Below are 22,847 nucleotides of genomic sequence, written 5' to 3' on the forward strand. Positions count from 1 at the left end.
GCTGGGCGAGGGTGACGGGATAGCAGTATTTCCGCGATGTCCGAGCGCTTTGCTTGACGCTCGAACAGCACGATAAAATTCAGTGGAGCGTCCCGGGACGGATTTCGTCTTCAAGAATACGGAAGGCTTCGTAGAGCGCCTCGACAAGGATATCGGTCAGCTTATCGGCGTCGTTGTCTTGAAGGAAGAGCGCGAGCGACTGTTCGGACGGCGGGTGGGTATTGGCTTCGTTCGACATATCATTGTCCTCAATCTAAACCGGAATCATTCCGGATGAGGTTGATGGTAGGAGCGCTTGCTTGCGCCGAGCTTGACGAGGATGCCGACCCGTCAGCAAGCTCAGCGAGAGGGAACGGGCATCCGTCGCCAACGTTCCCGATTTGATACAATTATCGCATAAGATAGATTATGGAACTAAACGATATATCCGGAAGCCCTGGAAACCAAGGATTTGGTCACTCCATCCACGCGGCCAGATCAGAGATCGACGGCGACTTCGAACGTCAAGCCGTCATAGGCCGGTTCGATATGCTGCGGCGTCTCTGCCATCACCGTGTCGTAGTCGAGCGGAAGATGCATATGCGTCAGGATCGCATGCTTCGGCGCAAATTTCGCGATCCATTCGAGCGCCTGTTCCAGCGACAGATGGCTCGGATGATATCTGTACTGCAGCGTATCGATGATCAGCACGTCAAGCCCGCCGAGCCTCGAGACGCTCTCAGGCGGAAAGTCGCTGACGTCGCTGCAATAGGCTACGTCGCCGATCCGGAAACCCAGCGAATGGATGTCGCCATGCACCTGCAGATGCGGCAGGAAACGGATCGGTCCGCCCGGCCCGTCTATGACGATGGGCTCGTCCATTGTCTCGATCAGAAACGGCCGGACGATCGGCGGATAATTGCCGCCAGGCGGCGTTTCCAGGCAATAGCCAAATCCCTGGCGGATCCGGTCCATGGTGACCGGATCCGCATAGATCGGGATACGATGGTGCTGCAGGATGAAATAACCGCGCAGGTCATCGATGCCGTGCAGATGATCCGCATGGGCGTGGGTATAGAGAACCGCATCGACCCGCTGGACCCTGGCGGCGATCATCTGTTCGCGGAAGTCCGGGCCGGTATCGACCACGACCACCGTACTGCCACCATCGGGTGCGATCTGCTCGACCATGAAGGCGGCACGCGTGCGGCGGTTCTTCGGGTTGTTCGGATCGCAGGCGCCCCAGTCGCCATTCAGCCGCGGCACGCCGGGCGACGACGAGCAGCCTAGAATGGTGAAACGCCGCCGATATCTCGCCACAGATCAGAGCCTCGGCATCTTGGAGAAGATGCGGAACGCGTTCTCCGTGGTAACCTCGGCAATCTCCTCGTAACTGACGCCCATGCATTCGGCGAGCACTTCGGCCGTGTTCACGACGTAGGACGGTTCGTTGCGTTTGCCGCGCCAGCGTTTTGGAGCCAGATACGGCGCGTCGGTTTCGACCAGCAAGCGGTTGAGCGGCACGGTTTTGGCGATCGTGCGCAGGTCTTCCGATTTCGGAAATGTCAGGATGCCTGAGAACGAGACGTAGCCGCCGAGCTCGACGCCGATCCGGGCAAGGTCTGCGCCGGACGAGAAGCAATGCAGGATGAAAGGGAAGGCCCCCTTCCCGCTTTCCGTCGTCAGGATCTCGCCCATGTCCTCGTCGGCGCTGCGGCTGTGGATGACCAGCGGCAAGCCGGTTTCCCGGGCAGCCGCGATATGGCGGATCAGCCCGGTCTTCTGGTCGGCCGGCGTCTGCGTGTCGTAGAAATAGTCGAGCCCGGCCTCACCGATCGCAACGATCTTTTCATGCGCATTGGCAAGCCGCACCAGGTCTTCCGTCTGGATATCCAGCTCTTCGCCGGCATTGTTCGGATGCGTTCCAACCGAGCAGAAGACCGACGGATATTGCTCGGTGAGAGCCAGCAGGCCGTCGAGTTTTCGCACCCGCGTTGAAATCGTCACCATCTGGCCGACGCCGGACGCATGGGCGCGCAACACGATCGCGTCGCGCTCCTCGGCGAAATCGGCAAAGTCCAGGTGGCAATGGGTATCGATCAACATGGATAAGGCCTTATGCGCTCGCTTCCGGCGCCACATAACGCGGGAAGACCGGCGTCGGCGCTTCAAGCGGCGTGCCGGGCTTCAGGCGACCGGCTTCGCCGAGCGCCAGGAAATCTCGCTTATCTGCCGGAGAAGCCACGAGATCGAGCAGCTTGGCCGACGATTCCGGCATGAACGGCTGCAGCAGAATGGCGATCTGGCGCACCACCTCCGCCGTCACGTAGAGCACCGTGCCCATGCGGGCCGGATCGGTCTTTTTCAGCACCCACGGCGCCTGCGCCGCGAAATAACGGTCCGTCTCGGAAACGATACCGATGATCGCCGCAAGAGCGCGGTTGATGAGCTGCTTGTCCATCTCCTCGCGGCAGACGGCGATCAGGCCGTCTGTCGCCGCAAGCAGTTCCTTGTCGGCGTCGGTGAGCTCGCCCGGTTCCGGAACATGGCCGTCGCAATTCTTGACGATCATCGACAGCGAGCGGCTGGCAAGGTTGCCGATGCCGTTGGCCAGATCCGCATTCACTCGGGTGGCGATCAGCTGATCGTTGCAATTGCCGTCCTGGCCGAAGGAAATCTCGCGGCAGAGATAATAGCGCACGTAGTCGAGCCCGAACTTCTCCAGAAGCTCGAACGGATCGACGACATTGCCGACCGACTTCGACATTTTCTCGCCGGCATTCAGCACGAAGCCGTGGGCAAAGACACGCTTCGGCAGCGACAGCCTGGCCGACATCAGGAAAGCCGGCCAGTAGACCGCGTGGAAGCGGATGATGTCCTTGCCGATGATATGCACGTCGGCCGGCCAGTATTTGGCGCGCGGGCCGTTCGGGTCTTCCATGTAGCCGGTGGCGGTGAGGTAGTTGGTCAGCGCGTCGACCCAGACATACATGACATGCGCCGGATCGTTCGGTACCTTGATACCCCAATCGAAGGTCGTGCGCGACACGGACAGGTCTCGCAAACCGGACTTCACGAAGGAGATCACCTCATTCCGGCGCTCGTTGGGGCCGATGAAATCCGGGTTTTCCTCGTAGTGCTTCAGCAGCTTGTCGCCGTATTCGGATAGCTTGAAGAAGTAGCTCGACTCCTCCACCCATTCCACCGGCGTTCCCTGCGGCCCGTAGCGGACGCCGTCGCGCACCGAGGTTTCATCCTCGGCATAAAACGCCTCGTCGCGCACCGAATACCAGCCGGCATAGGTGTCCTTGTAGATGTCCCCATTGTCGGCCATCCGGTTCCAGATGTCCTTGGAGGCCTGGTGATGGCGCGGCTCGGTGGTACGGATGAAATCGTCGTTGGACGCGTTGAGCAGCTTGCCCATCCCCCGGAATTCACTCGAATTGCGCTCGGCAAGGGCTTCCGGCGTGATGCCTTCGGCGCGCGCCGTCTGCTGCATCTTTTGCCCATGTTCGTCTGTACCGGTCAGGAAGAAAACATCCTTGCCGTCGAGGCGCTGGAAGCGCGCCATGGCATCCGTCGCGATCAGCTCGTAGGCATGGCCGATATGCGGCTTGCCGTTCGGGTAGGAAATCGCAGTGGTGATGTAATAGGGCGTCTTATCGGACATCAGGGGCACTCGGGCACTTGGATTTAGATCATGCCGCTCTTAGCGCATGTTTCGCGGATGCGAAACACAAAGTTCCTTGTTGGGTTCCCGCCCCTGCCCTTGGATCAACGCCGCGCGGCGTCAAGGATGGACAAAATCGTCTGCTTGCGGTCGAGATTATAGGCCTGCGCGATGGTGATCTTCTCGGTCATGTCGCTGACGAGTTTTGCCTGCCTGTCGGCTGTCGAAAGATCGCCGGCCAAGGCTGCGTGGCGCGCGCGATCGATCAGGTGGTCGCTCAGGTGCTCGAGGAAAAAGCCGAAGATCACTTCGCTGTCCTTGCCGGACAGCACGTCCGCCAGCCGGTGCATCGCCTTGCGGGCCGTCGGGCCGTCGGCCGCGATCACCTCGTCGAAGGCGGAAATGATTTCGGTGCCGCCGTAGTTCAGGAGTTTCAGTGCCTGGGAAACGCTGCCCTTGGACATGCCGAGCACCATCTCTTGCGTCTTGCCGCCGTCGAGCGGCATGCCCAGGCCCGCGAGCGCCGTCGAAAGGTCCTGGTCACCGAGCGGCGACAAGCGCAGCGACTGGCATCGCGAGCGGATCGTCGGCAGCAGTTTTCCGGGCGCATGGGAAAGGACCAGGAAGAGTGCCCGCCGGGGCGGCTCCTCGAGAATCTTCAGGATGGCGTTCGCCGCATTGCGGTTCAGGTCATCGGCCGGATCGATGATGACGATCCTCCAATTGCCGGTGCCTGACGTCTGGGAGAAGAAATGCCCGGCCCTGCGCACCTCGTCGACCGTGATCGCGGTTTTCGTCTTGCCGGTCTTCTCGTCCACCGGGCGGGCGAGATGCAGGAGATTGTGCGAGGCTCCGGAAGCAATCTGGCGGCTGACGGGCGAGTTGAGGTCGGGATCGGCGAGATGGTCCGGCGCCATCGCAGGATCGGGATGGGACAGAACGTGGTTGGCGAAACGGAAGGCAAGCGTCGCCTTGCCGATGCCTTCCGGCCCTTCGATCAGGATCGCGTGATGGCCTTTGCCCGACTGGTAGCTGCGTGCCAGAAAATCCTCGGCAGCGTGATGACCATAGAGATGCGGATTGCGCGCCGGCGGCACGGCGCCTTCCAGGAGGCCGGCAGATTCCTCGCTCATCCGACCGATTCCGCGCTGCTCTTCTGGGTAAAGCTCAGTTCGCGTACCAGCGGTTCGACGATCGAGAAAATCTCGTCGGCGATCTCGTCTTCCGAACGCTCGGCATTGACCACCTGGCAGCGTTCCGGCTCCGCTTCGGCGATCTCCAGATAGGCCTCGCGGCGCTTTTCGTGGGTCTCGATCTCCTCGCGTTCGAAGCGATCGGGAGCGCTGTCGGCGCCGCGCTTGCGGGCGCGGTTCAGCCCGACTTCGGCCGGCAGGTCGAGGATCAGCGTGCAATCCGGTACCACACCATTGATCGCCACCCGCTGCAGGGCCTCGATATAGTCAGGCTCCAGATTGCCGGTGACGCCCTGGTAGACGCGCGAGGAATCGATGAACCGGTCGCACAGCACGATGGCGCCGCTTTCGAGCGCAGGCCGGATTACTTCCTCGACATGGTCATTGCGGGCCGCGGCAAACAGGATCGCCTCCATCCGCACGCCGAACTCTTCCGCAGCACCTGAGAGCAGGACGTGGCGCACAGCTTCCGCCCCCGGCGAGCCGCCAGGCTCCCGGGTCATCAGCACATCATGGCCGCGGCGACGCAGCTGATCCGCCAGCCGGCGAATCTGGGTGGATTTGCCAGCCCCCTCGCCGCCTTCGAAAGTTACGAACAATCCGGAATGTTCTGCCACGCGTCTTTCCGCACTCATTTTATGCTCAAGCTTATAACGCATATGGGTGTGCTGCGAAACATCGTGTTGTCAAAGCCAGAAGAACATCAGTTCAAGCAGCGCGTCCGTCGCCTGGCTGACGAGGCTGCCCGTTCCGACCGATTTCGCCGTCACCAGCGGCACTTCCCGCACCACCCGGTCGCCCGCCGAAATTCTCAGCACGCCGACATCCTGACCTTCTGCGACCGGAGCCCTGAGCGGCCAGCGATAGACGATTCGCCCGGACAGGCGATCGGGATTGTTGGCAGGCAGGTAGATATCGACCGGTTCTTTGGCAACGAGGTCGACATGGCTCGACGTGCCGCCATAGACGCTCGCCTGGCCGATCACCTCGCCCTGCTTGAAGAGGACCTTGGTCTCGAACGAGGAAAGCCCCCATTCGAGCACTCGTCTCGCCTCCTCCAACCGCTCCTTGTCGCTTGCGAGCCCACCCATGGCGAGGAAGAGCCGCGTGCCGTTGCGTGCCACCGACGCCACCAGGGCATAACCCGAACCTTCCGCAAAGCCCGCACCCAGGCCGTCGACGCCGATATTGAGCGAGAAAAGCGGGTTCTTGTTGCGCTGGAAGATCTTGTTCCAGGTGAAATCGGGCTGCGCGTAGATCGGATAGAATTCCGGATATTCGCGGAAGATATGGCGAGAGAGTTCGACGAGGTCGCGCACGGTCGTACGGCTGTCCTTGTCCGGCAGACCGGTGGAATTGCCGAAGACGGAACGTCCGAGCCCCAGATCCTTGGCGCGCGCCGTCATGCGCGCTGCAAACTCGCCTTCCGAATGGGAAATACCTTCCGCCAGCACGATGCAGGCATCATTGCCGTTCTGGACGACGACGCCCTTGACGAGGTCTTCGACGCGTATCTGGGATTTCAAGGCTGCAAACATGGTCGTGGTGCCGGAGGGCGCGCCCCCCGTGCGCCAGGCAAATTCGGAAACCGGAAAGATCGTGTCGCGGCTGATCTCGCCGCGTTTCAACGCACTGAAGACCAATTCCATGGTCATCAGCTTGGCGAGTGAGGCCGGCGGAAAGCCCTGATTTTCATTGGAGGCAAGCAGGACGGTGCCGGTCTTGGCCTCTACCATATAGACCTGCTTGGCCTTGGTCACGAAAGCGGGTGGCGGTTCCTGCGCGTGGACGGCTCCCGAAAGCGCGCCGGCTTGCAGGAATACCAGGCAAAGAAGAATGAGCAGGCGCCGCATGATCACCCCATGAACCGTTCTGTCCCATGCGTAGCAGTGGCGATTGCACCCCGCAATCGCCACTTGGATTAGCGCACGGGCTTTTGAGCGGCCTTGGGACCTTCCAGCACCATGTTGCCGAACATGACCTGCGGAGTTTTCGCCTGAGGTGCCGATGCATAGGCGGATTCGAGGTTCCGCGCCTGCGATGGCCTTGCCTGAGCCTCAACCGGATAGGAAGGAGCAACCTGCCGGGTCTGCGCGAGACCACCGCCGGCAACCGGCCGCTCCATCGGAAGCGGACCGACCTGCGGCAACATCGAGAAATTCTCGAAGGCCTCGAAAGCCTGGGGCGCGGCGGAAACCGGCGCCGGGCCGCTCGGCGTGCGGCCTGCCAGCGCGATCGGACGCGGCATGGCCGAGCCGTAGCTCTGGAGCTGGTCGCCGAATGTCTGGTTCGACGCGACCATGACGCCGGTGGCGATCTGGCCTTCCGGTCGGATCGACGGCATGCGATCGCCCTTGCGGATGTAGGATGCCATCAGGAACGGCATGTCCTTCCCGTCCATGCGGGCGCGGCCGACATATTGCACGTTAACGTGAGCCGTGCCGATCCGCTTCATGTCGAGCATTTCGGCGGTCTTGTCTGAAACGTCGATGATGCGGCCCGGATGATAGGGGCCTCGGTCATTGACCCGGACGATGACCGAGGTGCCGTTGTCGATATTGGTCACGCGCGCATAGCTCGGCAGCGGAAAGGTCGGATGCGCGGCCGACAGGTGTTCGCTGTCATAGACTTCGCCATTGGCGGTCAAGCGGCCATGGAAAGCCGAACCGTACCAGGAGGCAAGGCCGCTTCTGTTGTAATTGGGATCTTCTTTCGGAACATAGGTCTGGCCCTTGACCTCGTAGGGCTGGCCGACCATGAAGCGCCCGCCCCCCTTCGGCACGGGCCGGCCGTCGCCGACCACGCGCGGGCTGGCCTTAACGCCATATTCCTTTTCGGAAAAATACTCTTTGCTTCTGGGCTTATTAGGCTTCGGTGCCTCGGTTGTGGCACAGGATGCCATCCCCGCGCAGACCATCGTTATCCCGAGCCATTTCGCACCCAGCGAAAGCTTGCCGCCACTCAAACCCAAACTCATCCGTCCCATGCCGCCTTCACTGCAATACGCTGCGAACGGTCCTCGTAACCGTGCCGCTTTTCACAGCCATTGAACCTGTTCGGGACATACCCCTACGCCGCCGAACACAATGGAAATGAACTTTTGCTAGTAACGCGGTAGAAATGCGAGTGAATTTGGGCACATAGATAAAATTCTATTCAATATGGTTAACAATTGACTAATGACTCCTCCCGAAAATCAAGCTTATCCTCGGGGGAAGTTGGGCATTGCGCATCAATGCTCAGGTTCATCATGCCATCGTGTTTGGAACGACAGGCAGCCGGTCAACACCGGCTGGCCACGTTCATCGCGGACTTCGATGGAGATCGCGCCGTTTCCCCGGTCGGGCAGTTCCTCGCGGGCAATGTCTGCCAGGATCCGGCTCACTTCCCGGCTTATCCCCTCGCGTGTCGATACTTCCTGCCCCTGATCGTCACGGACAGGCCCGTCGCCATTGGTAAGATCGAAGAAATATCGCGCCATGCCCTGCTCACTGCCTTGAATATGATGGACCGAATTGCCGGTGCGGGAATTTGTTCCCGCCCCGTGGTCGGTCTTTCCGATGGATCTATATAGCCTCCTCATCCGTTTCCCCTGGATACGATGCCCGCCGAGGATAGCCGTGATCGACCCTTTGCTTCTCAATCTCGAACAGCATGACGTTCTTACCGATGAAGAGTGCGACATCCTCAGGCGCATCGTGGCCCGTGAAAGACGTTTTCCGGCCGGGGAAGATCTGGTGGTCGAGGGTTCGAGACCCGGCTACAGCAGCCTGCTCGTCGACGGGTTCGCGGCCCGATACAAACTGACGGCAGAAGGAACGCGGCAGATCACGGCGATCCACGTCCCCGGCGATTTTGTCGACCTGCACGCCTTCCTGCTGAAAACCATGGATCACGGCGTCATCGCCCTCTCCCCATGCCATGTCGGCTTGTCCGACCATGCGGAACTCAAGATCGTGACAGAACGCCACCCGCACCTGACCCGCATGCTGTGGCTCGACACTTTGGTGCACGGATCGATCCACCGCGCCTGGATCGTCGCCATGGGGCGGCGCTCCAAAGTCTCGCACCTCGCCCACATCCTTTGCGAACTCTACGTACGTCTCGGCGTGGTCCGCCGCATCAACGGCTGGAGCTTTCACCTTCCGCTGTCGCAAGGCGAGATGGCCGATGTGCTGGGATTGTCGCTCGTCCACATGAACCGCGTCATCCAGGCGCTCAGGCGAGAACGCCTGATCTCCTGGACCAACCAGACGATCACCATTCTCGACTGGGACCGGTTGCAGGAAGTCGCAGAATTCGATCCAACCTATCTGAGCCTCTCGGTGGAGCCACGATGAGGGTCTCGGTGTTCGCGGCGGACGGTACCATGATACGATCACAAGATTGGATGCCTCGCTCAGGTTGACTCTGGACCCTTGACCGTTATAAAGCCAGCGCACAGGGAAGAGTGTCCGAGTGGTTTAAGGAACCGGTCTTGAAATTCGGTTCGCGGCGTCTTTCCCTGTCTGCATCAGTGCTGGGAAGTGCCGGGATTTACCGGGTTTTGATGTGACCTGTATCTCCTTTTCCCTCATACTCCCGATCGATGCTACCGAGTTGGGTAGCAAAATGGTAGCACTCCCGTTCTCTCAATGTTCGTCGAAGGGAAGCTCAGACCTTCTTGGTCCCCTTTGGTTTCAACGTTCGTTTTCTCGGCGAAATTTTTGGTCGCATTGCCCGCTGCTCTGCTGCCCTTTTCCTTCGAATTTCTTCGCGCAGATGTTCAAGTTCCTGGATTGATTCATCGATCTCGTCTTCCCCCCGATCGATCTGCAGGCGTTGCCCCAGAAGCTTTGAGGCCGCCACCTGCAATGAACCTCTAACAATTCGACGGTAAGCGATCTGGCGGGCAGCCCAGAAGGAGTCGTTGTAGTCGATCACTTCACGCTCAAGGAGGATCGCTGAAGCTAATGTTGCTGGCGAAGGCAGCCTGCCGGCGGCATCACGGTACTCGACAGCTGCGTTCACCACATCGGAGCATTGGTGAAGGATCTGTTCTGGCTTTCCCGCGCCGCGGACTACGCGAATGATATTTGCTGCGAGTTCCAGGAGCGCAGCATTGACCTGATCCTGGGCTTCATTCGTCTCGATCTGCTGCTGGGTATTCTGTGCGACGACAGACAGTTTGGGTTTTTCGGGTTGGTCAATCATCGCGCTTGCCGGTTTCCTATGGACGGAGCAGCATCGAATGCTCGAAGCGACTTGGCAAGCTTATGATTGGTGACCTATGCAAACTCTGACGGGAGCGACAAAATAGTTTCGACGGACGTTTGGCATATCGAACACCGCGGCACTCGACGCTGACAGGCTATTGCAGCTCAGGCCAGATCACAGGAGATTTAGATGACTGCCGAATTCGGCCCATACATACAAATGCGCAAACTCGCTCAGCAGATGGCAATCCAATATCAGAAGGATCCTGACATCGACCTGACGCCTCTTCTTGCTCATTTCATGGATGAGGTCGAAGTGAATGTGGCTTCCGATCGCTTTGACCACTCGGGGTTCATGGAAAAGATCCGTGGGCCCCTGAAGATTGATGCTGAGGTTACGCTAGATCACCGCCGCAAGGAATTTTTAAAAGCCGTTGCGGAAGCGCTTCAAGAACGCATCCACCAGGAAATAGAAACGCCGACCATTTCAGCGTGACGTCAGCATGGCTCAAGTGCCCGATCCGGAAGACGTGGTCTTTGCCCTATCCGAAGATTGCGGATCATCTCTTCAGCTACATCAACCCCAGAGCCATCGAACTGCAGCGAGCCGCCGGCGTAAGGCGACCACTCATCCTCAGTATGACTGCAATCCTGTTCGTCGCCATCCTCGTCGGTTTCTTCCGGCTCCGCATCGCCGTTTTCTTCGAGGTCCGGATCGCCGTCGACCATGTCGAGAAGGTCGATCAACTCCTCGATCTTCGCCTCCAGGCGCCGGCGCGTGGTGATGATGACGCGCTCGTTCATGGGAGCACCTCTTTTCCATCGGTGAAGGCGCGGATGATCTCAGCGCGATCCAATTCGTCCCATTCGAAGATCGATCGGAACATTAGCATGGCATCTGCCTTCAAATGCATGCCAATCATGGAAGCGGGCCGGAAATCGATCAGAGCCTTCCGGCTGGCGACCATCTCTATTTCGATTGGGTCATCGGGGACGGTGTGCTCTACGGCATCCCAGGCCGCCAATGCTTTGCGGTGGCGATCAACAAGATCAGCGAGAGACTTCGCGTCTGCACGCCCGTCGATGGTGTCGATGTTCCTGTACCATACGCCTCGGCCCGTAGAGGCAGGATAAACATGAGCTGCACTCTTCCATGTCGTGTATTCCGACCAATCATCGAGGGCTAGGGCAAGTCTTGTTGAAAGCCGATCAACAGTCTCGACCGGATACTCGATTAGCCGCGTCGTGTCGCTGTTCAGCTGCCCGAAGCCGACTGCGAAGTCGTTGCCGGCCGGCTGAATGAAGGCGAACTCTTGGTCGCCGGTCTCTGCCAGTGCCAAGGACAACTGCTTGCCGAGGTCACGGCACTTCTGCCATGCAACCCCGTACTCGGGGGAGTGGCCGGTATAAGAAGCGGCCGGGATTGCCGCAGCCGCGGCATCAACGTTTGCCGCCATCATGGTCGCGATACTCTTTGCGACATTCAGCTGATCCCGTGATCCGCGGTTTCCGCCGCTCGGCTTCGTGGTGTTGGATTTTGCAGCCATGATCGAACTCCTTAGGTTCGGTTAGGGTCGGGTCGTGCGGGGTGTTCGAGCACCCTGTGCGGCCGATGGAATTTCTTGCGTCCGGGAAGCGCGGGTTGTGTCGGTTGAACTGGCTCCCGGCACAAACGGTTTTGGTGAATAGGGTGAGAGCGCGGTTTCCGTCGCCATGTACGCGTTGCGTTTGGGGACAGACAGGCTCTATGCCAGCTCGAGGGCTTCGAGGTTCTGGCGCCACTGCAACGAGGCACCGGCACCGCCGATGAAACGCGGTGGGCGGGGAGCCGGTACGACCAGAGCAGCGCCGTTGTCGCGCTCGGCACGCTCGAAGGCTGCCTTGAGGGCCGGGTTGGAGAAGAGGCTGGAAAGGCGGACAGGCATAGCTTCGCCGGTGGCCTGAAGAGAAGTCTTAGGCATTGGGAGTTCTCCCGTTTTCGTAGTTTCTATGTGCATATTAACTACCATGATTAATGTGGGCGTCAATAGCTATGTGCATAATTATTGCAAAATATACTCCGCCCAGCTATCGTTGGTGGGATTGCTGAAAAGAGGTAACCGACATGGGAAGACCGCCGGTGTTATCGCACCTGAAAAGAGACAAGCGCCTTGTGGTTATGATGACCGATGATGAACTGTCCGCGTTGGCGTCAGCGGCTCAAGCGGCCGGCGCCGCATCGGTTAGCGACTGGGTCAGGAACATTCTGCTCGAAGCAGCGGGCGGTCCGGGCGTAAGGGTGGGGAAATGAAGGTAACTGGGTTGGCTTTCGCCCTTCTCCTAGTTCCCTGCGCGACATGGGCGAGTACAAAGGAACTCGATGCCGCAGTTACCACCGCCACCCACTATGGCATGGCTCCTATGCCACGCCCGGATCGCCAGGCACTATCAAAGGCCGGCCTTGCCTACTGGAAAAGCTTCGAAAGCCGTATCCCTCGGAACTCACCGGCGGTGACTGAATGGTTGATCAAAGAGCTTTCAACAACTGACAGGGCACGCATAGCCCGAGCCCTATCCACGCCCGAGTACGCCCTCAGAAGCCTATCTGAAACAGCTGAAAACTGCGCCGCACTCTTTGGGCACCTTGTTGAAAATCCGGCCGCCCCCGCTCTTACCGAGCTCTACCTGTGGACCAAGACGCTCGGTTGCTACAAGTCACCCGATGATCTGCTGATTTATTTGAAGCAGGCGGGCCTGTCCAACGGCCAGGATGATGGCGCATTCAGTCTTCAGCATTTCGGTTTATTCCACCAGACGATAACCGGGCATCTCGCGAACGCGATCATCGATGAGGGACAGAAGGCGAAGTAACGGGACGAACCTTTACAGCTGCCGAATATTTTTGAAAGTAGACAACCCATTGGTGATTTGCTTCACTCCTGCAATCGAAGTGGGGACTTCAAATGAACTTTCGATTCTTGCTGGCGCTGCCTTTGTGCGTGATGGTCGCTGGGTGTCAGAATGCCGGTTACATCATGGACACTTACAACAAGGTCGGGAAGCAGACCGTCGTGACGCCTGGGGGTAATTTCTGGGTATTCGACCGCCCGGATCTCGGCAAAATCCTCACGACCCCGACACCGGGCACGATAGCCGGGCCGGCTGTATTCAGCGGTATGACACTGGGACTCGTGAAGCTCGATCCCATTGTCCAGGCTCACCAAGCCGTGGCTCAAATGTGGTTCGCAAAGACTGGACGAATATGCGAAATCAAGACCAGTTCAGAGATTTGGCGGCCTGAGTACGAGCATCTCTATGTCTGCAAGTAGGCGCGGAGGGACGACGCATTGAGCGATGAAAACCCGCGGGTGGATGCGAGCCAAAGGATCCTGGGAGCAATAGAAGATCAGTTCAGGGGCGACACCACGCCGGTCACGCGTGAGCAAGTCGCGGATTTATACAAAATCCTTGTTCACCTTCGAGACATAGTCATGACGCAAGCGGCGGTCATCGCCACTATGCCTCTCACATCGCAACAGGCACGCCACTTCAACGAAGAAGAAATGCCCCTCAACAAGTTCCAACATGCGATCGGTGACGGGTTGATTAAACTGGCAGGCGAACAGCCGGAGAAATCGGATGAGTGACGGCAGCGTGATCAAGAAGGGCGTCGAAGCTTGGCAACGCCAGGCAGACAAGCTCGAACGAGAGACATTGCGTGGCGGCGGAAGTGGTGGCAATGATGGGGGCATGGATGGAAAAATCGAAGCCCTAGAAAAGCGGCTTGAAAAGTTCGAGACCAAGGTCGACGGATTGTCGAAAGATATTGGGGATCTGAAAACCCAAACGGCCGTCTTGTCGGAGCGGGTGTCTCACCTGCCGAGCAAGGAATTTATCTACAAGGGTATTGCTGGTCTCGTCACGCTTTTCGGAGCCCTGCTCATCCTAGCTCCGAAGCTTCAGGCTTTGTTTGGAACAGGACCACTTGCGCCCTGATCCCCATCCTTCCAATTCCTCCTCTCAGAGCATCATAGGAAGCCGTCGCCAGCATGGTCCTTGAACTGATCGGCGCGACGGGTTTCTCTAGATCTCGTGGTCACATTTTTGCCTGGGCGCAGACCTCGAAGATGAGGACTTCGTTCTCCGGAAACCGAATGGCCTTGATCCCATCGGCGTGTTGAACTGTGAGGTTGATGGTTTTCCCATGAATGGGATCGGCGTCGTACGGTACATTTTCAAGATTGTTCTTGCCAGTCAAAATGGTGAGATAGTTTCCACCACCCATGTACGTCGCGAGTGCGATCTGGGCCGTTCTAAAGAGAAGGGGGTAGGTAAAGCTGCTCCCGGGCGAAGCGTGCAAGCCGTTAGGCCCGTTCGTAACCGGATTGGTATTGATTTCGTCAAACCGCACTTCAAGTTCGTCGTTGGGCCTGTGTTGAGACGGAAGGGCGACCACATCGAAGAGCCCTGCCTTCATCTGCCTGCCATATTTGCCTAGCGGCATTCGCGTAAAGTCGGCGCAATCCGGGCGTAGGCCAGGGGCGGCGGCTCCGGGAGTGCACTGCAGGGAAATGTCATCGTTCCAGGTGGCTGCACAGAACTGCGGGCCGCAGATGCAATTGGCCGCAAAAACTCGTTTATCGGATGGACCAGCAGGATATTGGATCTCAACGCCGGGGCTGCAAGTGCAGCTAGGTAGGCCAGCTGGCGTCGAACCCTGCGAAAATGCGGGATGCGAACCCATGAAAGAGAGATAAGCGACGATCACGAACACGCCGACTATACGGAGAATACCCCTCATGCTGCCCGACCCTCAACGCTAAGATTGTTGGCAGGATGCTGACAGAGTTTCGTCCTTGCTGCAATCTATGGTTACTGAGGCAAATCACTCCGTAGATATGAATGAGCAATGATGTCATGATTTCACGCTTTTGAATATCAGCGATTATCTGACTTTCGCCCAAGGAAGCCCAGATGTCGCAAGCGTCCTAAGGGCGCTATCGGGGACTGATATAACAAACGCACACCGGCCTTCGGACATACTTGCGAGCATCTGGGCAAGCCTTTTTCCATTCAGAGCACCTCAGTGACGCGTTTCTAGCGCAGACGGGCCTTCTGCTGCGGCTGGAGTACGATCGGCGCGTCCGGGGCGATCTGCGGCTCCACGCGGAACCCGTTCGGCCGCTCCTCAAGCTGCCGCTGCCGGCGAAGACGATCGGCAATGATAGCAGCGGTTCGAACCTCGTCACGGGAAGCCCCGTAGTGGCGCCGGAAGGCACCGATTTGCAAGTCCGTCAGAAAGCGATGATGGCTGTTGGAAAGGGCTTCTGCGAGAGCGAAGATATCTGCCAAGGGGTCCTCATGACTATTCGGTGTGTTCGCGGTTCATGCTGTCCAAAAAGATGTGCTCAAACTTGAGCGCATCTTCTCCGAGGTCGGACAACATCTTTTCGATGTCGGCAAAAAGAAAGGCCGAACCCCGAAAGGCCGGCCCATCCTTCGCGCCAGTTCATCCGTGGTCGCATCGAGAACATATAACCCAGATCGATGGCTCATTTCAATTCCATCGTTTTCGGTGCTGACTTCCCCAAACGGATGATACCGCCTTCCGGAAGACGCTATTTGATGAGTGCCATCAGATCCCGATGCCGCCTGCCGATATCGGCGATTTCCTTCCGGATCTCGATCATCTCGCAGGTGTAACGGCCATGCTTATAGGCACCGTTCCGCTTACCCTTTGGCGCTCCGGCTCTTGCCCCGTGAAACCGGCAAACCTTCTTGCCGCGCTCCGCCGGCGCCTGGCATTGGGATTTTGTCCGCTTCGATGTGGCTGAGCACCGCGGCGCCAGTTGAAATGGATAAATCACCTTGTTCATGGAATTGCGCACCTCTTCTTTTCCGACCCTCCCCCCCGTGGGTGACATTCCCGACGATCGCCTGGCCGCCCTCGTGGACATGGACGTGCTCGACGACCACCTTCTGATTGCCGCCGTTCCGGTGCTTCCGGAGCGCTTCCATCTGGCTGGTGAAGGTCCGCATGAGTTTGTTGACGACACGCTCCTGCAGGTCGAGCTGCTCCAGGGTGTCCGACGTCACCATGGCCCTCGTGTGCCGCAAGGAGAGAATGTGGACGGCAGCCATCTGAAAGGCGAGCATCGCCTCCAGGTTATCCCGCGGCTTCACCCCTGCGACCATCGCGATAGCGGTGTTCAGCTCTCCGATGTCAGGCTGCTGCGTTTTCGACAGAGCGTTTGTGATCTGCCCGATGAGCCCCTCGAACATAGTCTGGTCGGTGACACCCACCGCCTTCATGACAACGGCCAGGGCAATCTCCTGCCGAGGATGGTGGAAGGCCAGTTTCTCGATGTGAGGCACTATCCAGTATTTCGGAAGCCGCTCGGGGTTGCCGAGAAACTGTTGAGCGGCTTCGAGCTCGTGAGGCTTCGGCTCGTATTCCGGCGCCGGGCCTGCCTTGATGTCTTCGACGCTTTCGCCAGCCGCCAGGCGGGCGACGATGGCCACTGTCTTGGCGAGCTTATCGTCGAGAGAATTCCGTTGGTCGCCACTCATCAGCCGGAGGCCTTCACAACGCACCAGAAGAATCCCTCGAACGGCATATCCTCGTAGTGGCTTTTGAAAGATGACATATCGCTCACCTCACGCTGTCTTGCTCAGCGCGCGCTCGGCGGCCCGGCGTTGCTGCCGGTTTAAGCCGGGAAAGGCTTTAACGGTCTGGCGCTTGACGAATGGAGCGATGCGCTCGCCAAGCTTGTCATCCCATCGGTGGATGGTCTCAACCGTCACGCCCTGCCGCGTTATGATAGTGAAATCCACCTGTCCGCCGACCAGGTGTGCAGGTTGGGCAAATGTTTCGCCCTTGACGCCTGGAACTGCCGCCTCGCGGTAGAATTGCATAATGGGGATTGCGATTTCTCGAATGTACCCTTTCCACGGCTCAAGCGGCGCGCGGCCGCGGATACCCATCTCGACGAGCCCGGCGTCAGAGGTGGCGCACGAGCTGCCGACGCCATCGTGCTCCAGTGCGAGCGGATCGACATCCGACCGGAAGACGAGCCGGCGCGGCCCATATTCTTCCGATATCCCGGCAATTGTTGCCTCGAACTTCGTCATGCGGTCCTTGTCAGCGAACTGAGGAAGGACATCGGCCAAGGCGATCATGGCCGCGTCGAATCCCATACGCTCGATGGCATCGATGATCTTGGCCGCGAAGTAATCGCCAACGCCCTGGTTGCCCCGGGTCGCCACGGCGGCGGGGACGCGCTCGCTCACGGTAACCTTGCGCCGGACGTCGAGCAGGATGTTATCGGCGTCATAGATCGCGCCGTCGGTGATGATGAAAACGGCAGTCGGGGTCTCGATTGAAACGACGGCGCTCATGGTTCATTCCTCGTTTTCGATGTTGAACCCGGCGGCGAATGCCGTCTGGTCGTAGGGATCGCACAGCGGCGCCAAGGCCGCGGTCTTCTGATGAATGAGGTCAAGTTCCTTTTGGTCGACCTCAGTGCCGTTGCGGGCGGCCTCCATGCGAAGTTGCGATGTAAGCTCGTACTGCTTGCGGAGAGCGGCAGCAGCGCCGCCAGTTTTGCCTATGAGGTCGATGTCCATGCGCTGGTCGTCGAGGATCTTGTCGAGGTTGAGCGCGCGGTCTCTCTGCGCTTCAGAAAGCTGCTGCTCGGCACGTGCTAGTTCAATCCGCCCCGCCGCCTCAATGCGCGCGTCACGTAAGGGCCCGGACTCGCCCTGTACGGTTCTTGCTGCCGCTGCCTGCCTGGCTGCCGCTGCTCGCTGCTGCGGTGAACGAGCCTTCAAGCTCGCGACCTCCGCAGAATAATTCAGGTTTAGATCACGGATGCCATTGCGTTCTGCCGCGTCGGAATTAGACATATCGTCCAGCATCTGGCGATATTCGGGCGTGTTAATCATCACGCCGCGTTGTCCTGTTTGTGCCTTGAAGAGTTCCTTATTGAGCTCTCGGACTCGTTCCGTCGTCGTGGTTAGGCTTGCCGTCCACCCGAGAAGAGTGGTCGCATATTCCTGCCACTTCTTAACCGTTGAGTTGTCGTTGGCGATTCTGAATATCTCGTCATTGAGTTCCTTAACGTCGCCGCGACCATCCTTCGCCGCTTCTGCGTATTTCAGGATGGCGTCGCCATATGGGCCGTACTTGCCTTGCGCCTGCCCCTTTAGGTAGGCCTCACTGGGGGCGTTGCCGATGAGGTTGCTGCCGCTACCCATGCGCGAGAAGTCAATGCCGAGCTGCGAGGTCAGGTCGCGCGATTGCAATCGCTGCAGAAGTTCCAGCCTGTTCCGATCCTGCCTTCCTTCGAAGTTGACGGCATCGCTAACCCGCCGCCCGTAGTCTTCGCCCGCGTCCCCTGCCTTCTCGTACAAGTCTTTGATGCGACCCATAGTCGCTTCGTGCTTCTCCAGCACTTCCTGCGCCTTGCTGGCGGAGTTAAACAGGCTGGAGCCAAATTGAACAGCGGCCGCAGCAGCGGCCGTCAAGCCGATAGCAGCAAGCGACACGGGGCTCACGATTGCAGCCACGCCCGCCGCGAGGCCGGAAAGCGCCTGCTTGGCCGATTGCCCCGCAAAAGCCTGCGCGAACTGCGGGCCCTGCTGGAAGCCGATTGTGCCGGCGCTCATATAGGGGGCGGTGGAAAGCGTATCGAAAAGCTGGGCCGCTACGTTGCCGACACCAGCCTGGCCGCCGTTGTTGTTCGCCGGCGACGGGCGGCCGCTTCCTGGGACAGCCGGCGCGGCGCGGAGCTTCTGCAGCTCGACGTTCAGCGCTGCTATCGCGTCTCGCTGCTTCTGGATCTGCGACAATGAGGTCGCGTTCGCTGCATCACTTTTGCGCTGCGCGGCGGTGACGGCATTCAACGACGCCTCGAGCTGCTTGTATGCCGTCGAGGCTTCGATCGCCGAGCGATCGAGATTGCCGTTCGCCTTGGCGGCATTGTTAGCGGCGCTCGCCATGGCAGCGAGGCGCTTGTCGATTGAGACGGTCGTGGCGTCGAGCCGGGCAAGTGATCCTACGATCTTATCGAGGGTGGGGTTCAGGTCAGCAAAGCCCCGGGACATGCGAGTCCCAGCGCCACCGACACGCCCCGCCGCCTGTTCTACCTTCCCTGCGGAGGTGACAAACCGCTCATGGCCGGCCACTGCCTCGGCCAGCGGCGAGCTATCGATTTCGTATCCAAGCCTTGCGACGCTCATAACTACTCCTTCAGCCCCGCGGCGAACTCTTCCAAGTCGTGGCAGAGCATATCGGCAACGTGGAGTGACTTCGGATTATCGGTCCCTTGGCGCACCAATTCGACGATCTCCAACACTAAGCCCTGGGCCTCAGGCTTGGACAAGACGCCTTTGTCGAGTAGCTTCTCGGTCATCGCAATGACGATCGCGTTGCCCAAAGATATGGCGGTTGAGGACGTCGCCAGCAGCATATCGCCTGAGGAATGCATGCCGTAGATGGGTTTGCTCATGTCGACCTCGCGTTTCTTTGAACGAGAGAACACCACCGGCGGGGTATTTTGAATTGGAAGCGTGCGGTAGCGTTTGACCGGCAAGCCACAACACCGACGGGCGGAGACGAGTTTATGAAGATAACAAAGAGCTTCGAAGCCAAGGCAGTAGACGGGCAAATCACAGTGACATCGAAGCCGCTGATACCAACTCGGATTGCAATCGTATCGGCAGTGCTCGAGCTGAACGACGAAACGCCCCAAGACGCTGAAAAAACGTTCACGGTCAGCGTCAACGGCGAGGTTGCTTCAACAGGCACTGGCACGCCAGGGCGGAAATTTTCCTTTAAGCCACCCATCAAACTCGCGTTCGGGCGTCCTACCATCACGTTCGTGTCCGGACCCTTTGCGGCTGGGGAAAGTGTGAAGGGGCAGGTCACACTGAAGATCAAGGTACTGTAGGCGTGAGATGCCCGCCGCCCGCTCACGCGATTTCATATGTCACCTCGAAATAGATACGAGACGTCGCCGACAGGTTGGCCGACTGCACGTTCGCGTCGGCGGTGTTACCCCGCATCGAAAGCTCAATGATCTGCGTATTCGGTGCGACGTAACCAGCGAGGACAGTGTTGGCGGTCAGCGCCAAGCCATTCAGATTGGCGAAGCTCGCAGCTGCGACTGCCCCCGAGTTATTCAGCGACATGAACGGCAGGCCCGTGATGACGATCTGACCAGTCGCGGCAACGGTGATCGCAGAAAGCAAGATCCACCCACGGGCCGTCACCTCGGAACCCTTCCTGATCCACCGCCCCCCGGATGTGAGAGCGTACGTTCCAGGCGTCGTCTTGCCGGCAATGCCGGGCGTCCAAACATCCTTTTCATAGGTGAACCAGGAGACTCCGTCGTAGCTGACCTCGCCCTTACCGGCGGACCGGCGCCGGCGGCGAATGAAGGTGTCCTTGCCGACGTTGTCCTTGTAGACGTCGCGCATCTCGCCGTTCGTAGCTGGCGAGCCAAACTCCGGAATGACGTTGTTGTCGAAGCCGCCGGACCTCAATAGGAGGCCATTGCGCTCCCCGTTGCCAAGCCCGTCATATTCCATCATCTGCCCGAGCTTGGGGATGGCGACGAAATTGTATGGCGGAACATCGCTCCCGGTATCGACGCGGATGTTCGAGAACCACCCCTTGGAGTAGATCCCGAACGAGCCGGTGCAGGTGCTATCGGTCTGGACGATAGCGCGTGTGTTGAGCGTCGTACCGTTCGCCGTGTTATAATCCGTCACATCCTGCTGATATTTCGACCCGGTTTCGCAGTAATCGGCCCAGACGATCACCTTACGGCAGTGGCCGAGCTTCAGCGAGTATTTACCAGCAGCATCAAAGCGACCGCTAAAGGTAAGGTTCTGGCCGCCATTCGAACCGTCGGCCCAGTTGCTGGACATCTTGTAGTCGACATCGACGAGGGCGCCGTGGTCCATGCGGTCGGCAAGCGGCCCGTCGTTGTAGTAGTAGGCGTCGATATCCAGATCGGACACGCCATTCGGCCCGTATGGGTTCTGCCCACCAGGGAACGTGCCTTCACGGCCCTTGACCGTGACGGACTTGACCGCCGACCAGAGGCACTCGCGGTCTTTGATGTCGGTCGGGCCGACGTCGAAGAGGTTCGCGTCGATCTTGCTGTAGTGCGGCAGCGCCAGCAGGGCTGTGTTATATTTGGAGTTGGTGCCGTCGATATAGCGGGCATGCTGGAACCCGATATTGCCCAGGCCCTGCGCACTCACACGGCGGTTGCGGTGGCCGCGGGTGCCAGCGTCGAAAACTGCTGAATGCCAGCCAGCAGCCGAGCCCGAGAGACCAGCGGCATAACCCGGATCACCGGGCGTGCTGGAACGAGGGCCGGTGCGGATCGCGAAATCTTCGAACAGGATAGCCGAGCCGAGGCGAACGAACATGGGGTTGATCGGGTCGTCGGCATCCGTCCTGGACGTCCAAACACGAGACACGCCGGCGCCTTCCGTCCAGAAGATCGTTCCGGCCTTGGGATGAACAACGCCGCCGGTGCTGTCACCGACCTCGCGCCAGAAGTTACCGTCGCCGATCCCCCGGAATGTCATGGTGCGCCAGATGATGACGCTATCAGCGATCGGGATGATACCGGCAGGGAACGTCAGGAGATCGGTTTCGTCGGCGTCGATCGCTTCCTGGATCTTCTCGACAGCGTACTGCCCAAACAGGTCTTTTTCGGTCGCGTACTGACGGATATCGAGACCGTCGAAGAGTTTGGTCGATGCCTCCATCGCGGTGAAATATTTCCGCAGCTCCGGCTTTTCAGGCTCGTATGGGTGGGATACCGGACCATCTGCGAAAAGCTGCTTGGCGGTCATTGGCGGCATCGGAGGCTCCATCTAAGGGATTGCCCACGTCGTCCGACGTTGGCGAGCGCCTTGCCTAAGGGCGGATCGGGCGGCGGACAGAGCCGCATGTCGTGTTGATCGCAGAAGACCACAGAGGGCTAAGGCTTTGAATTGGAAGCGTGCGGTAGCGTTTGCCTCGTACGAGGGCGTTATCGCGAGCCCTTACATCTGGATGACCATCCACCATGCTTCGCACTTCATCAATAAGAAGTACTCCTAACAAATACACGTTTAAGTTATACCTTTCCTGGGACGCGATCAAAATGCAGAGGGGAACGTCATGCCTGTAACGCGGAGAGATCTGGGCGTCGGAGCGGCAATCGCGGGCATATCAGCAGTTGTCGCTTTGCTAACTGCAGTCGTGACTCTTTACAGTCAAATCTCCCAAGTGATTGAAACCTCAGTTATCGACCGATTCCGGCGAGACTTCGCCCCTATAGGCACGGTCGTCTCGTCGGTTTTGACTCCGGAAGACTTCGCGAGCGCTATCGGTGAAAGTGTCGGCTGGCAAATTAACAGACGGACCTGGGTCTTGGCTGACGGGCGCGCGGTCGAGGGGACCAAATACGCGATCGACACAAAAGGAAAATCTGTTCCCGATTTGCGAGGGATATTCCTTAGAGGCATTGACCCCTCCAGCGGACGTGTTGCCGGTTCGATAGAAGATTCTGCTACAGCTCTGCCTCGCAGTTCGCCATTTTCCGGAGTGACCGATGCTGGTGGGGAGCATACCCATCCACTGGGGGCAGCTCGAAGTACTGTGGACCGATACAATGCCGGGGGTACTAATTACTGGACGATTTCAGCGAGAGATACCGGTCCTGCTGGAAGCCACTTTCACAATGTCAGTATCTCAGCGGGTGGTGATCCGGAAACCCGCCCGAAAAACGTTGGCATATACTACTACATAAAGATCAACTAGCCCAT

Annotated in this window: 28 protein-coding genes; 8 read left to right on the plus strand and 20 right to left on the minus strand. The window is 59.0% G+C overall.

The features are described 5' to 3' along the window. Nucleotides 1-79: 79 nt before the first annotated feature. From PMI07_RS35455 to PMI07_RS34555, 9 genes are all read right to left on the minus strand, one after another. Nucleotides 80-238, minus strand: a complete 159-nt coding sequence (locus PMI07_RS35455; protein ID WP_007755082.1) for a hypothetical protein — start codon at nt 236-238, stop codon at nt 80-82. A gap of 239 nt (nt 239-477) precedes the next feature. Further along, nucleotides 478-1,299, minus strand: coding sequence for an MBL fold metallo-hydrolase (locus tag PMI07_RS27570; protein WP_007755085.1), 822 nt, complete (start codon nt 1,297-1,299; stop codon nt 478-480). Nucleotides 1,300-1,302: 3 nt separating this feature from the next. After that, nucleotides 1,303-2,085, minus strand: coding sequence for a TatD family hydrolase (locus PMI07_RS27575; RefSeq protein ID WP_024164212.1), 783 nt, complete (start codon nt 2,083-2,085; stop codon nt 1,303-1,305). A 10-nt stretch (nt 2,086-2,095) separates the two neighbouring features. After that, nucleotides 2,096-3,649 (minus strand): methionine--tRNA ligase, encoded by a 1,554-nt coding sequence (gene metG, locus PMI07_RS27580; protein ID WP_007770913.1) that lies wholly within the window; start codon nt 3,647-3,649, stop codon nt 2,096-2,098. A gap of 104 nt (nt 3,650-3,753) precedes the next feature. Beyond that, complete coding sequence (locus tag PMI07_RS27585; protein ID WP_024164213.1) at nt 3,754-4,782, minus strand: DNA polymerase III subunit delta'; 1,029 nt, start codon at nt 4,780-4,782, stop codon at nt 3,754-3,756. Then, a complete protein-coding gene (gene tmk, locus PMI07_RS27590) occupies nt 4,779-5,459 on the minus strand; it encodes a dTMP kinase (RefSeq protein WP_051484276.1) in 681 nt (226 codons plus the stop codon). The genes PMI07_RS27585 and tmk overlap by 4 nt, the downstream gene beginning before the upstream one ends. A 69-nt stretch (nt 5,460-5,528) precedes the next feature. After that, nucleotides 5,529-6,701, minus strand: a complete 1,173-nt coding sequence (locus tag PMI07_RS27595; RefSeq protein WP_037088538.1) for a D-alanyl-D-alanine carboxypeptidase family protein — start codon at nt 6,699-6,701, stop codon at nt 5,529-5,531. A 62-nt stretch (nt 6,702-6,763) separates the two neighbouring features. Next, nucleotides 6,764-7,819 (minus strand): septal ring lytic transglycosylase RlpA family protein, encoded by a 1,056-nt coding sequence (locus tag PMI07_RS27600; RefSeq protein WP_007762277.1) that lies wholly within the window; start codon nt 7,817-7,819, stop codon nt 6,764-6,766. Between the two features lie 255 nt (nt 7,820-8,074). Then, nucleotides 8,075-8,323 (minus strand): hypothetical protein, encoded by a 249-nt coding sequence (locus PMI07_RS34555; RefSeq protein ID WP_007762275.1) that lies wholly within the window; start codon nt 8,321-8,323, stop codon nt 8,075-8,077. A gap of 139 nt (nt 8,324-8,462) precedes the next feature. Between PMI07_RS34555 and PMI07_RS27610 the strand changes: the two genes are divergently transcribed. After that, nucleotides 8,463-9,182 (plus strand): Crp/Fnr family transcriptional regulator, encoded by a 720-nt coding sequence (locus PMI07_RS27610; protein WP_007762270.1) that lies wholly within the window; start codon nt 8,463-8,465, stop codon nt 9,180-9,182. Between the two features lie 313 nt (nt 9,183-9,495). On the opposite strand, the gene PMI07_RS27615 is transcribed toward PMI07_RS27610, so the two are convergent. Continuing rightward, nucleotides 9,496-10,035 carry a hypothetical protein gene (locus PMI07_RS27615; RefSeq protein WP_007762268.1) on the minus strand — a complete coding sequence of 180 codons (540 nt, stop codon included), beginning with the start codon at nt 10,033-10,035 and terminating at the stop codon, nt 9,496-9,498. Between the two features lie 192 nt (nt 10,036-10,227). On the opposite strand from PMI07_RS27615, the gene PMI07_RS27620 reads away from it, so the two are divergent. Continuing rightward, a complete protein-coding gene (locus tag PMI07_RS27620) occupies nt 10,228-10,533 on the plus strand; it encodes a hypothetical protein (protein WP_007762263.1) in 306 nt (101 codons plus the stop codon). 2 nt (nt 10,534-10,535) lie between these two features. Here PMI07_RS27620 and PMI07_RS27625 read toward each other — a convergent pair whose 3' ends face one another. The 3 genes from PMI07_RS27625 to PMI07_RS27635 all read right to left on the minus strand — a co-directional run bounded on the left by PMI07_RS27625 (nt 10,536) and on the right by PMI07_RS27635 (nt 11,998). Continuing rightward, nucleotides 10,536-10,841, minus strand: a complete 306-nt coding sequence (locus PMI07_RS27625; RefSeq protein ID WP_007762261.1) for a hypothetical protein — start codon at nt 10,839-10,841, stop codon at nt 10,536-10,538. Further along, complete coding sequence (locus tag PMI07_RS27630; RefSeq protein ID WP_007762254.1) at nt 10,838-11,584, minus strand: hypothetical protein; 747 nt, start codon at nt 11,582-11,584, stop codon at nt 10,838-10,840. The genes PMI07_RS27625 and PMI07_RS27630 overlap by 4 nt, the downstream gene beginning before the upstream one ends. A 198-nt stretch (nt 11,585-11,782) precedes the next feature. Further along, entirely contained in the window at nt 11,783-11,998 is a 216-nt protein-coding gene (locus tag PMI07_RS27635; protein WP_007762251.1) for a hypothetical protein, read from the minus strand. Between the two features lie 325 nt (nt 11,999-12,323). Here PMI07_RS27635 and PMI07_RS27645 point away from each other — a divergent pair, with 325 nt between their 5' ends. The 4 genes from PMI07_RS27645 (at nt 12,324) to PMI07_RS27660 (ending at nt 14,012) form a co-directional block, all read left to right on the plus strand. Next, nucleotides 12,324-12,887 carry a hypothetical protein gene (locus PMI07_RS27645; protein WP_007762245.1) on the plus strand — a complete coding sequence of 188 codons (564 nt, stop codon included), beginning with the start codon at nt 12,324-12,326 and terminating at the stop codon, nt 12,885-12,887. 92 nt (nt 12,888-12,979) lie between these two features. Further along, a complete protein-coding gene (locus PMI07_RS27650; protein ID WP_007762243.1) occupies nt 12,980-13,345 on the plus strand; it encodes a hypothetical protein in 366 nt (121 codons plus the stop codon). An 18-nt stretch (nt 13,346-13,363) separates the two neighbouring features. Then, nucleotides 13,364-13,663, plus strand: a complete 300-nt coding sequence (locus PMI07_RS27655; protein WP_007762241.1) for a hypothetical protein — start codon at nt 13,364-13,366, stop codon at nt 13,661-13,663. Next, nucleotides 13,656-14,012 carry a hypothetical protein gene (locus PMI07_RS27660; RefSeq protein WP_007762239.1) on the plus strand — a complete coding sequence of 119 codons (357 nt, stop codon included), beginning with the start codon at nt 13,656-13,658 and terminating at the stop codon, nt 14,010-14,012. Before PMI07_RS27655 ends, PMI07_RS27660 begins: the two co-directional genes overlap by 8 nt. A 100-nt stretch (nt 14,013-14,112) precedes the next feature. On the opposite strand, the gene PMI07_RS35130 is transcribed toward PMI07_RS27660, so the two are convergent. The 6 genes from PMI07_RS35130 to PMI07_RS27690 form a co-directional block, all read right to left on the minus strand. Continuing rightward, nucleotides 14,113-14,817, minus strand: coding sequence for a hypothetical protein (locus PMI07_RS35130; protein WP_007762237.1), 705 nt, complete (start codon nt 14,815-14,817; stop codon nt 14,113-14,115). 296 nt (nt 14,818-15,113) lie between these two features. Further along, nucleotides 15,114-15,368, minus strand: a complete 255-nt coding sequence (locus tag PMI07_RS27670) for a hypothetical protein (protein ID WP_007762234.1) — start codon at nt 15,366-15,368, stop codon at nt 15,114-15,116. A 378-nt stretch (nt 15,369-15,746) separates the two neighbouring features. Further along, the gene (locus tag PMI07_RS27675; RefSeq protein WP_037088545.1) at nt 15,747-16,586 is read right to left on the minus strand and encodes a hypothetical protein; all 840 of its coding nucleotides are present in this window, start codon (nt 16,584-16,586) and stop codon (nt 15,747-15,749) included. Nucleotides 16,587-16,673: 87 nt separating this feature from the next. Beyond that, nucleotides 16,674-17,414: a hypothetical protein gene (locus tag PMI07_RS27680; RefSeq protein WP_007762228.1), complete on the minus strand. Its 741-nt coding sequence runs from the start codon at nt 17,412-17,414 to the stop codon at nt 16,674-16,676. A 3-nt stretch (nt 17,415-17,417) separates the two neighbouring features. After that, on the minus strand, nt 17,418-19,256 hold the full coding sequence (locus tag PMI07_RS27685) for a hypothetical protein (protein WP_024164215.1): 1,839 nt from the start codon (nt 19,254-19,256) through the stop codon (nt 17,418-17,420). Nucleotides 19,257-19,258: 2 nt separating this feature from the next. Further along, nucleotides 19,259-19,609, minus strand: a complete 351-nt coding sequence (locus PMI07_RS27690) for a hypothetical protein (protein WP_245277245.1) — start codon at nt 19,607-19,609, stop codon at nt 19,259-19,261. Between the two features lie 30 nt (nt 19,610-19,639). Between PMI07_RS27690 and PMI07_RS27695 the strand changes: the two genes are divergently transcribed. Further along, nucleotides 19,640-19,966 (plus strand): hypothetical protein, encoded by a 327-nt coding sequence (locus tag PMI07_RS27695; protein ID WP_007763843.1) that lies wholly within the window; start codon nt 19,640-19,642, stop codon nt 19,964-19,966. Nucleotides 19,967-19,988: 22 nt separating this feature from the next. On the opposite strand, the gene PMI07_RS27700 is transcribed toward PMI07_RS27695, so the two are convergent. Then, nucleotides 19,989-21,899, minus strand: a complete 1,911-nt coding sequence (locus tag PMI07_RS27700; RefSeq protein ID WP_007763833.1) for a hypothetical protein — start codon at nt 21,897-21,899, stop codon at nt 19,989-19,991. A 301-nt stretch (nt 21,900-22,200) separates the two neighbouring features. On the opposite strand from PMI07_RS27700, the gene PMI07_RS35135 reads away from it, so the two are divergent. Further along, nucleotides 22,201-22,842 (plus strand): hypothetical protein, encoded by a 642-nt coding sequence (locus PMI07_RS35135; protein ID WP_007763821.1) that lies wholly within the window; start codon nt 22,201-22,203, stop codon nt 22,840-22,842. Nucleotides 22,843-22,847: the final 5 nt, after the last annotated feature.

This window comes from Rhizobium sp. CF080 (genome assembly GCF_000282095.2).
In the GTDB taxonomy this organism is placed as follows: Bacteria; Pseudomonadota; Alphaproteobacteria; order Rhizobiales; family Rhizobiaceae; genus Neorhizobium.

Bases quoted from the DNA above. Each gene is read 5' to 3' on its own strand.
- PMI07_RS35455 (WP_007755082.1), bottom strand. From the start codon at position 238: ATGTCGAACGAAGCCAATACCCACCCGCCGTCCGAACAGTCGCTCGCG.
- PMI07_RS27575 (WP_024164212.1), bottom strand. From the start codon at position 2,085: ATGTTGATCGATACCCATTGCCACCTGGACTTTGCCGATTTCGCCGAG.
- metG (WP_007770913.1), bottom strand. From the start codon at position 3,649: ATGTCCGATAAGACGCCCTATTACATCACCACTGCGATTTCCTACCCG.
- PMI07_RS27585 (WP_024164213.1), bottom strand. From the start codon at position 4,782: ATGAGCGAGGAATCTGCCGGCCTCCTGGAAGGCGCCGTGCCGCCGGCG.
- PMI07_RS27600 (WP_007762277.1), bottom strand. From the start codon at position 7,819: ATGAGTTTGGGTTTGAGTGGCGGCAAGCTTTCGCTGGGTGCGAAATGG.
- PMI07_RS34555 (WP_007762275.1), bottom strand. From the start codon at position 8,323: ATGGCGCGATATTTCTTCGATCTTACCAATGGCGACGGGCCTGTCCGT.
- PMI07_RS27615 (WP_007762268.1), bottom strand. From the start codon at position 10,035: ATGATTGACCAACCCGAAAAACCCAAACTGTCTGTCGTCGCACAGAAT.
- PMI07_RS27620 (WP_007762263.1), top strand. From the start codon at position 10,228: ATGACTGCCGAATTCGGCCCATACATACAAATGCGCAAACTCGCTCAG.
- PMI07_RS27625 (WP_007762261.1), bottom strand. From the start codon at position 10,841: ATGAACGAGCGCGTCATCATCACCACGCGCCGGCGCCTGGAGGCGAAG.
- PMI07_RS27630 (WP_007762254.1), bottom strand. From the start codon at position 11,584: ATGGCTGCAAAATCCAACACCACGAAGCCGAGCGGCGGAAACCGCGGA.
- PMI07_RS27635 (WP_007762251.1), bottom strand. From the start codon at position 11,998: ATGCCTAAGACTTCTCTTCAGGCCACCGGCGAAGCTATGCCTGTCCGC.
- PMI07_RS27645 (WP_007762245.1), top strand. From the start codon at position 12,324: ATGAAGGTAACTGGGTTGGCTTTCGCCCTTCTCCTAGTTCCCTGCGCG.
- PMI07_RS27650 (WP_007762243.1), top strand. From the start codon at position 12,980: ATGAACTTTCGATTCTTGCTGGCGCTGCCTTTGTGCGTGATGGTCGCT.
- PMI07_RS27660 (WP_007762239.1), top strand. From the start codon at position 13,656: ATGAGTGACGGCAGCGTGATCAAGAAGGGCGTCGAAGCTTGGCAACGC.
- PMI07_RS35130 (WP_007762237.1), bottom strand. From the start codon at position 14,817: ATGAGGGGTATTCTCCGTATAGTCGGCGTGTTCGTGATCGTCGCTTAT.
- PMI07_RS27675 (WP_037088545.1), bottom strand. From the start codon at position 16,586: ATGAGTGGCGACCAACGGAATTCTCTCGACGATAAGCTCGCCAAGACA.
- PMI07_RS27680 (WP_007762228.1), bottom strand. From the start codon at position 17,414: ATGAGCGCCGTCGTTTCAATCGAGACCCCGACTGCCGTTTTCATCATC.
- PMI07_RS27685 (WP_024164215.1), bottom strand. From the start codon at position 19,256: ATGAGCGTCGCAAGGCTTGGATACGAAATCGATAGCTCGCCGCTGGCC.
- PMI07_RS27695 (WP_007763843.1), top strand. From the start codon at position 19,640: ATGAAGATAACAAAGAGCTTCGAAGCCAAGGCAGTAGACGGGCAAATC.
- PMI07_RS27700 (WP_007763833.1), bottom strand. From the start codon at position 21,899: ATGCCGCCAATGACCGCCAAGCAGCTTTTCGCAGATGGTCCGGTATCC.
- PMI07_RS35135 (WP_007763821.1), top strand. From the start codon at position 22,201: ATGCCTGTAACGCGGAGAGATCTGGGCGTCGGAGCGGCAATCGCGGGC.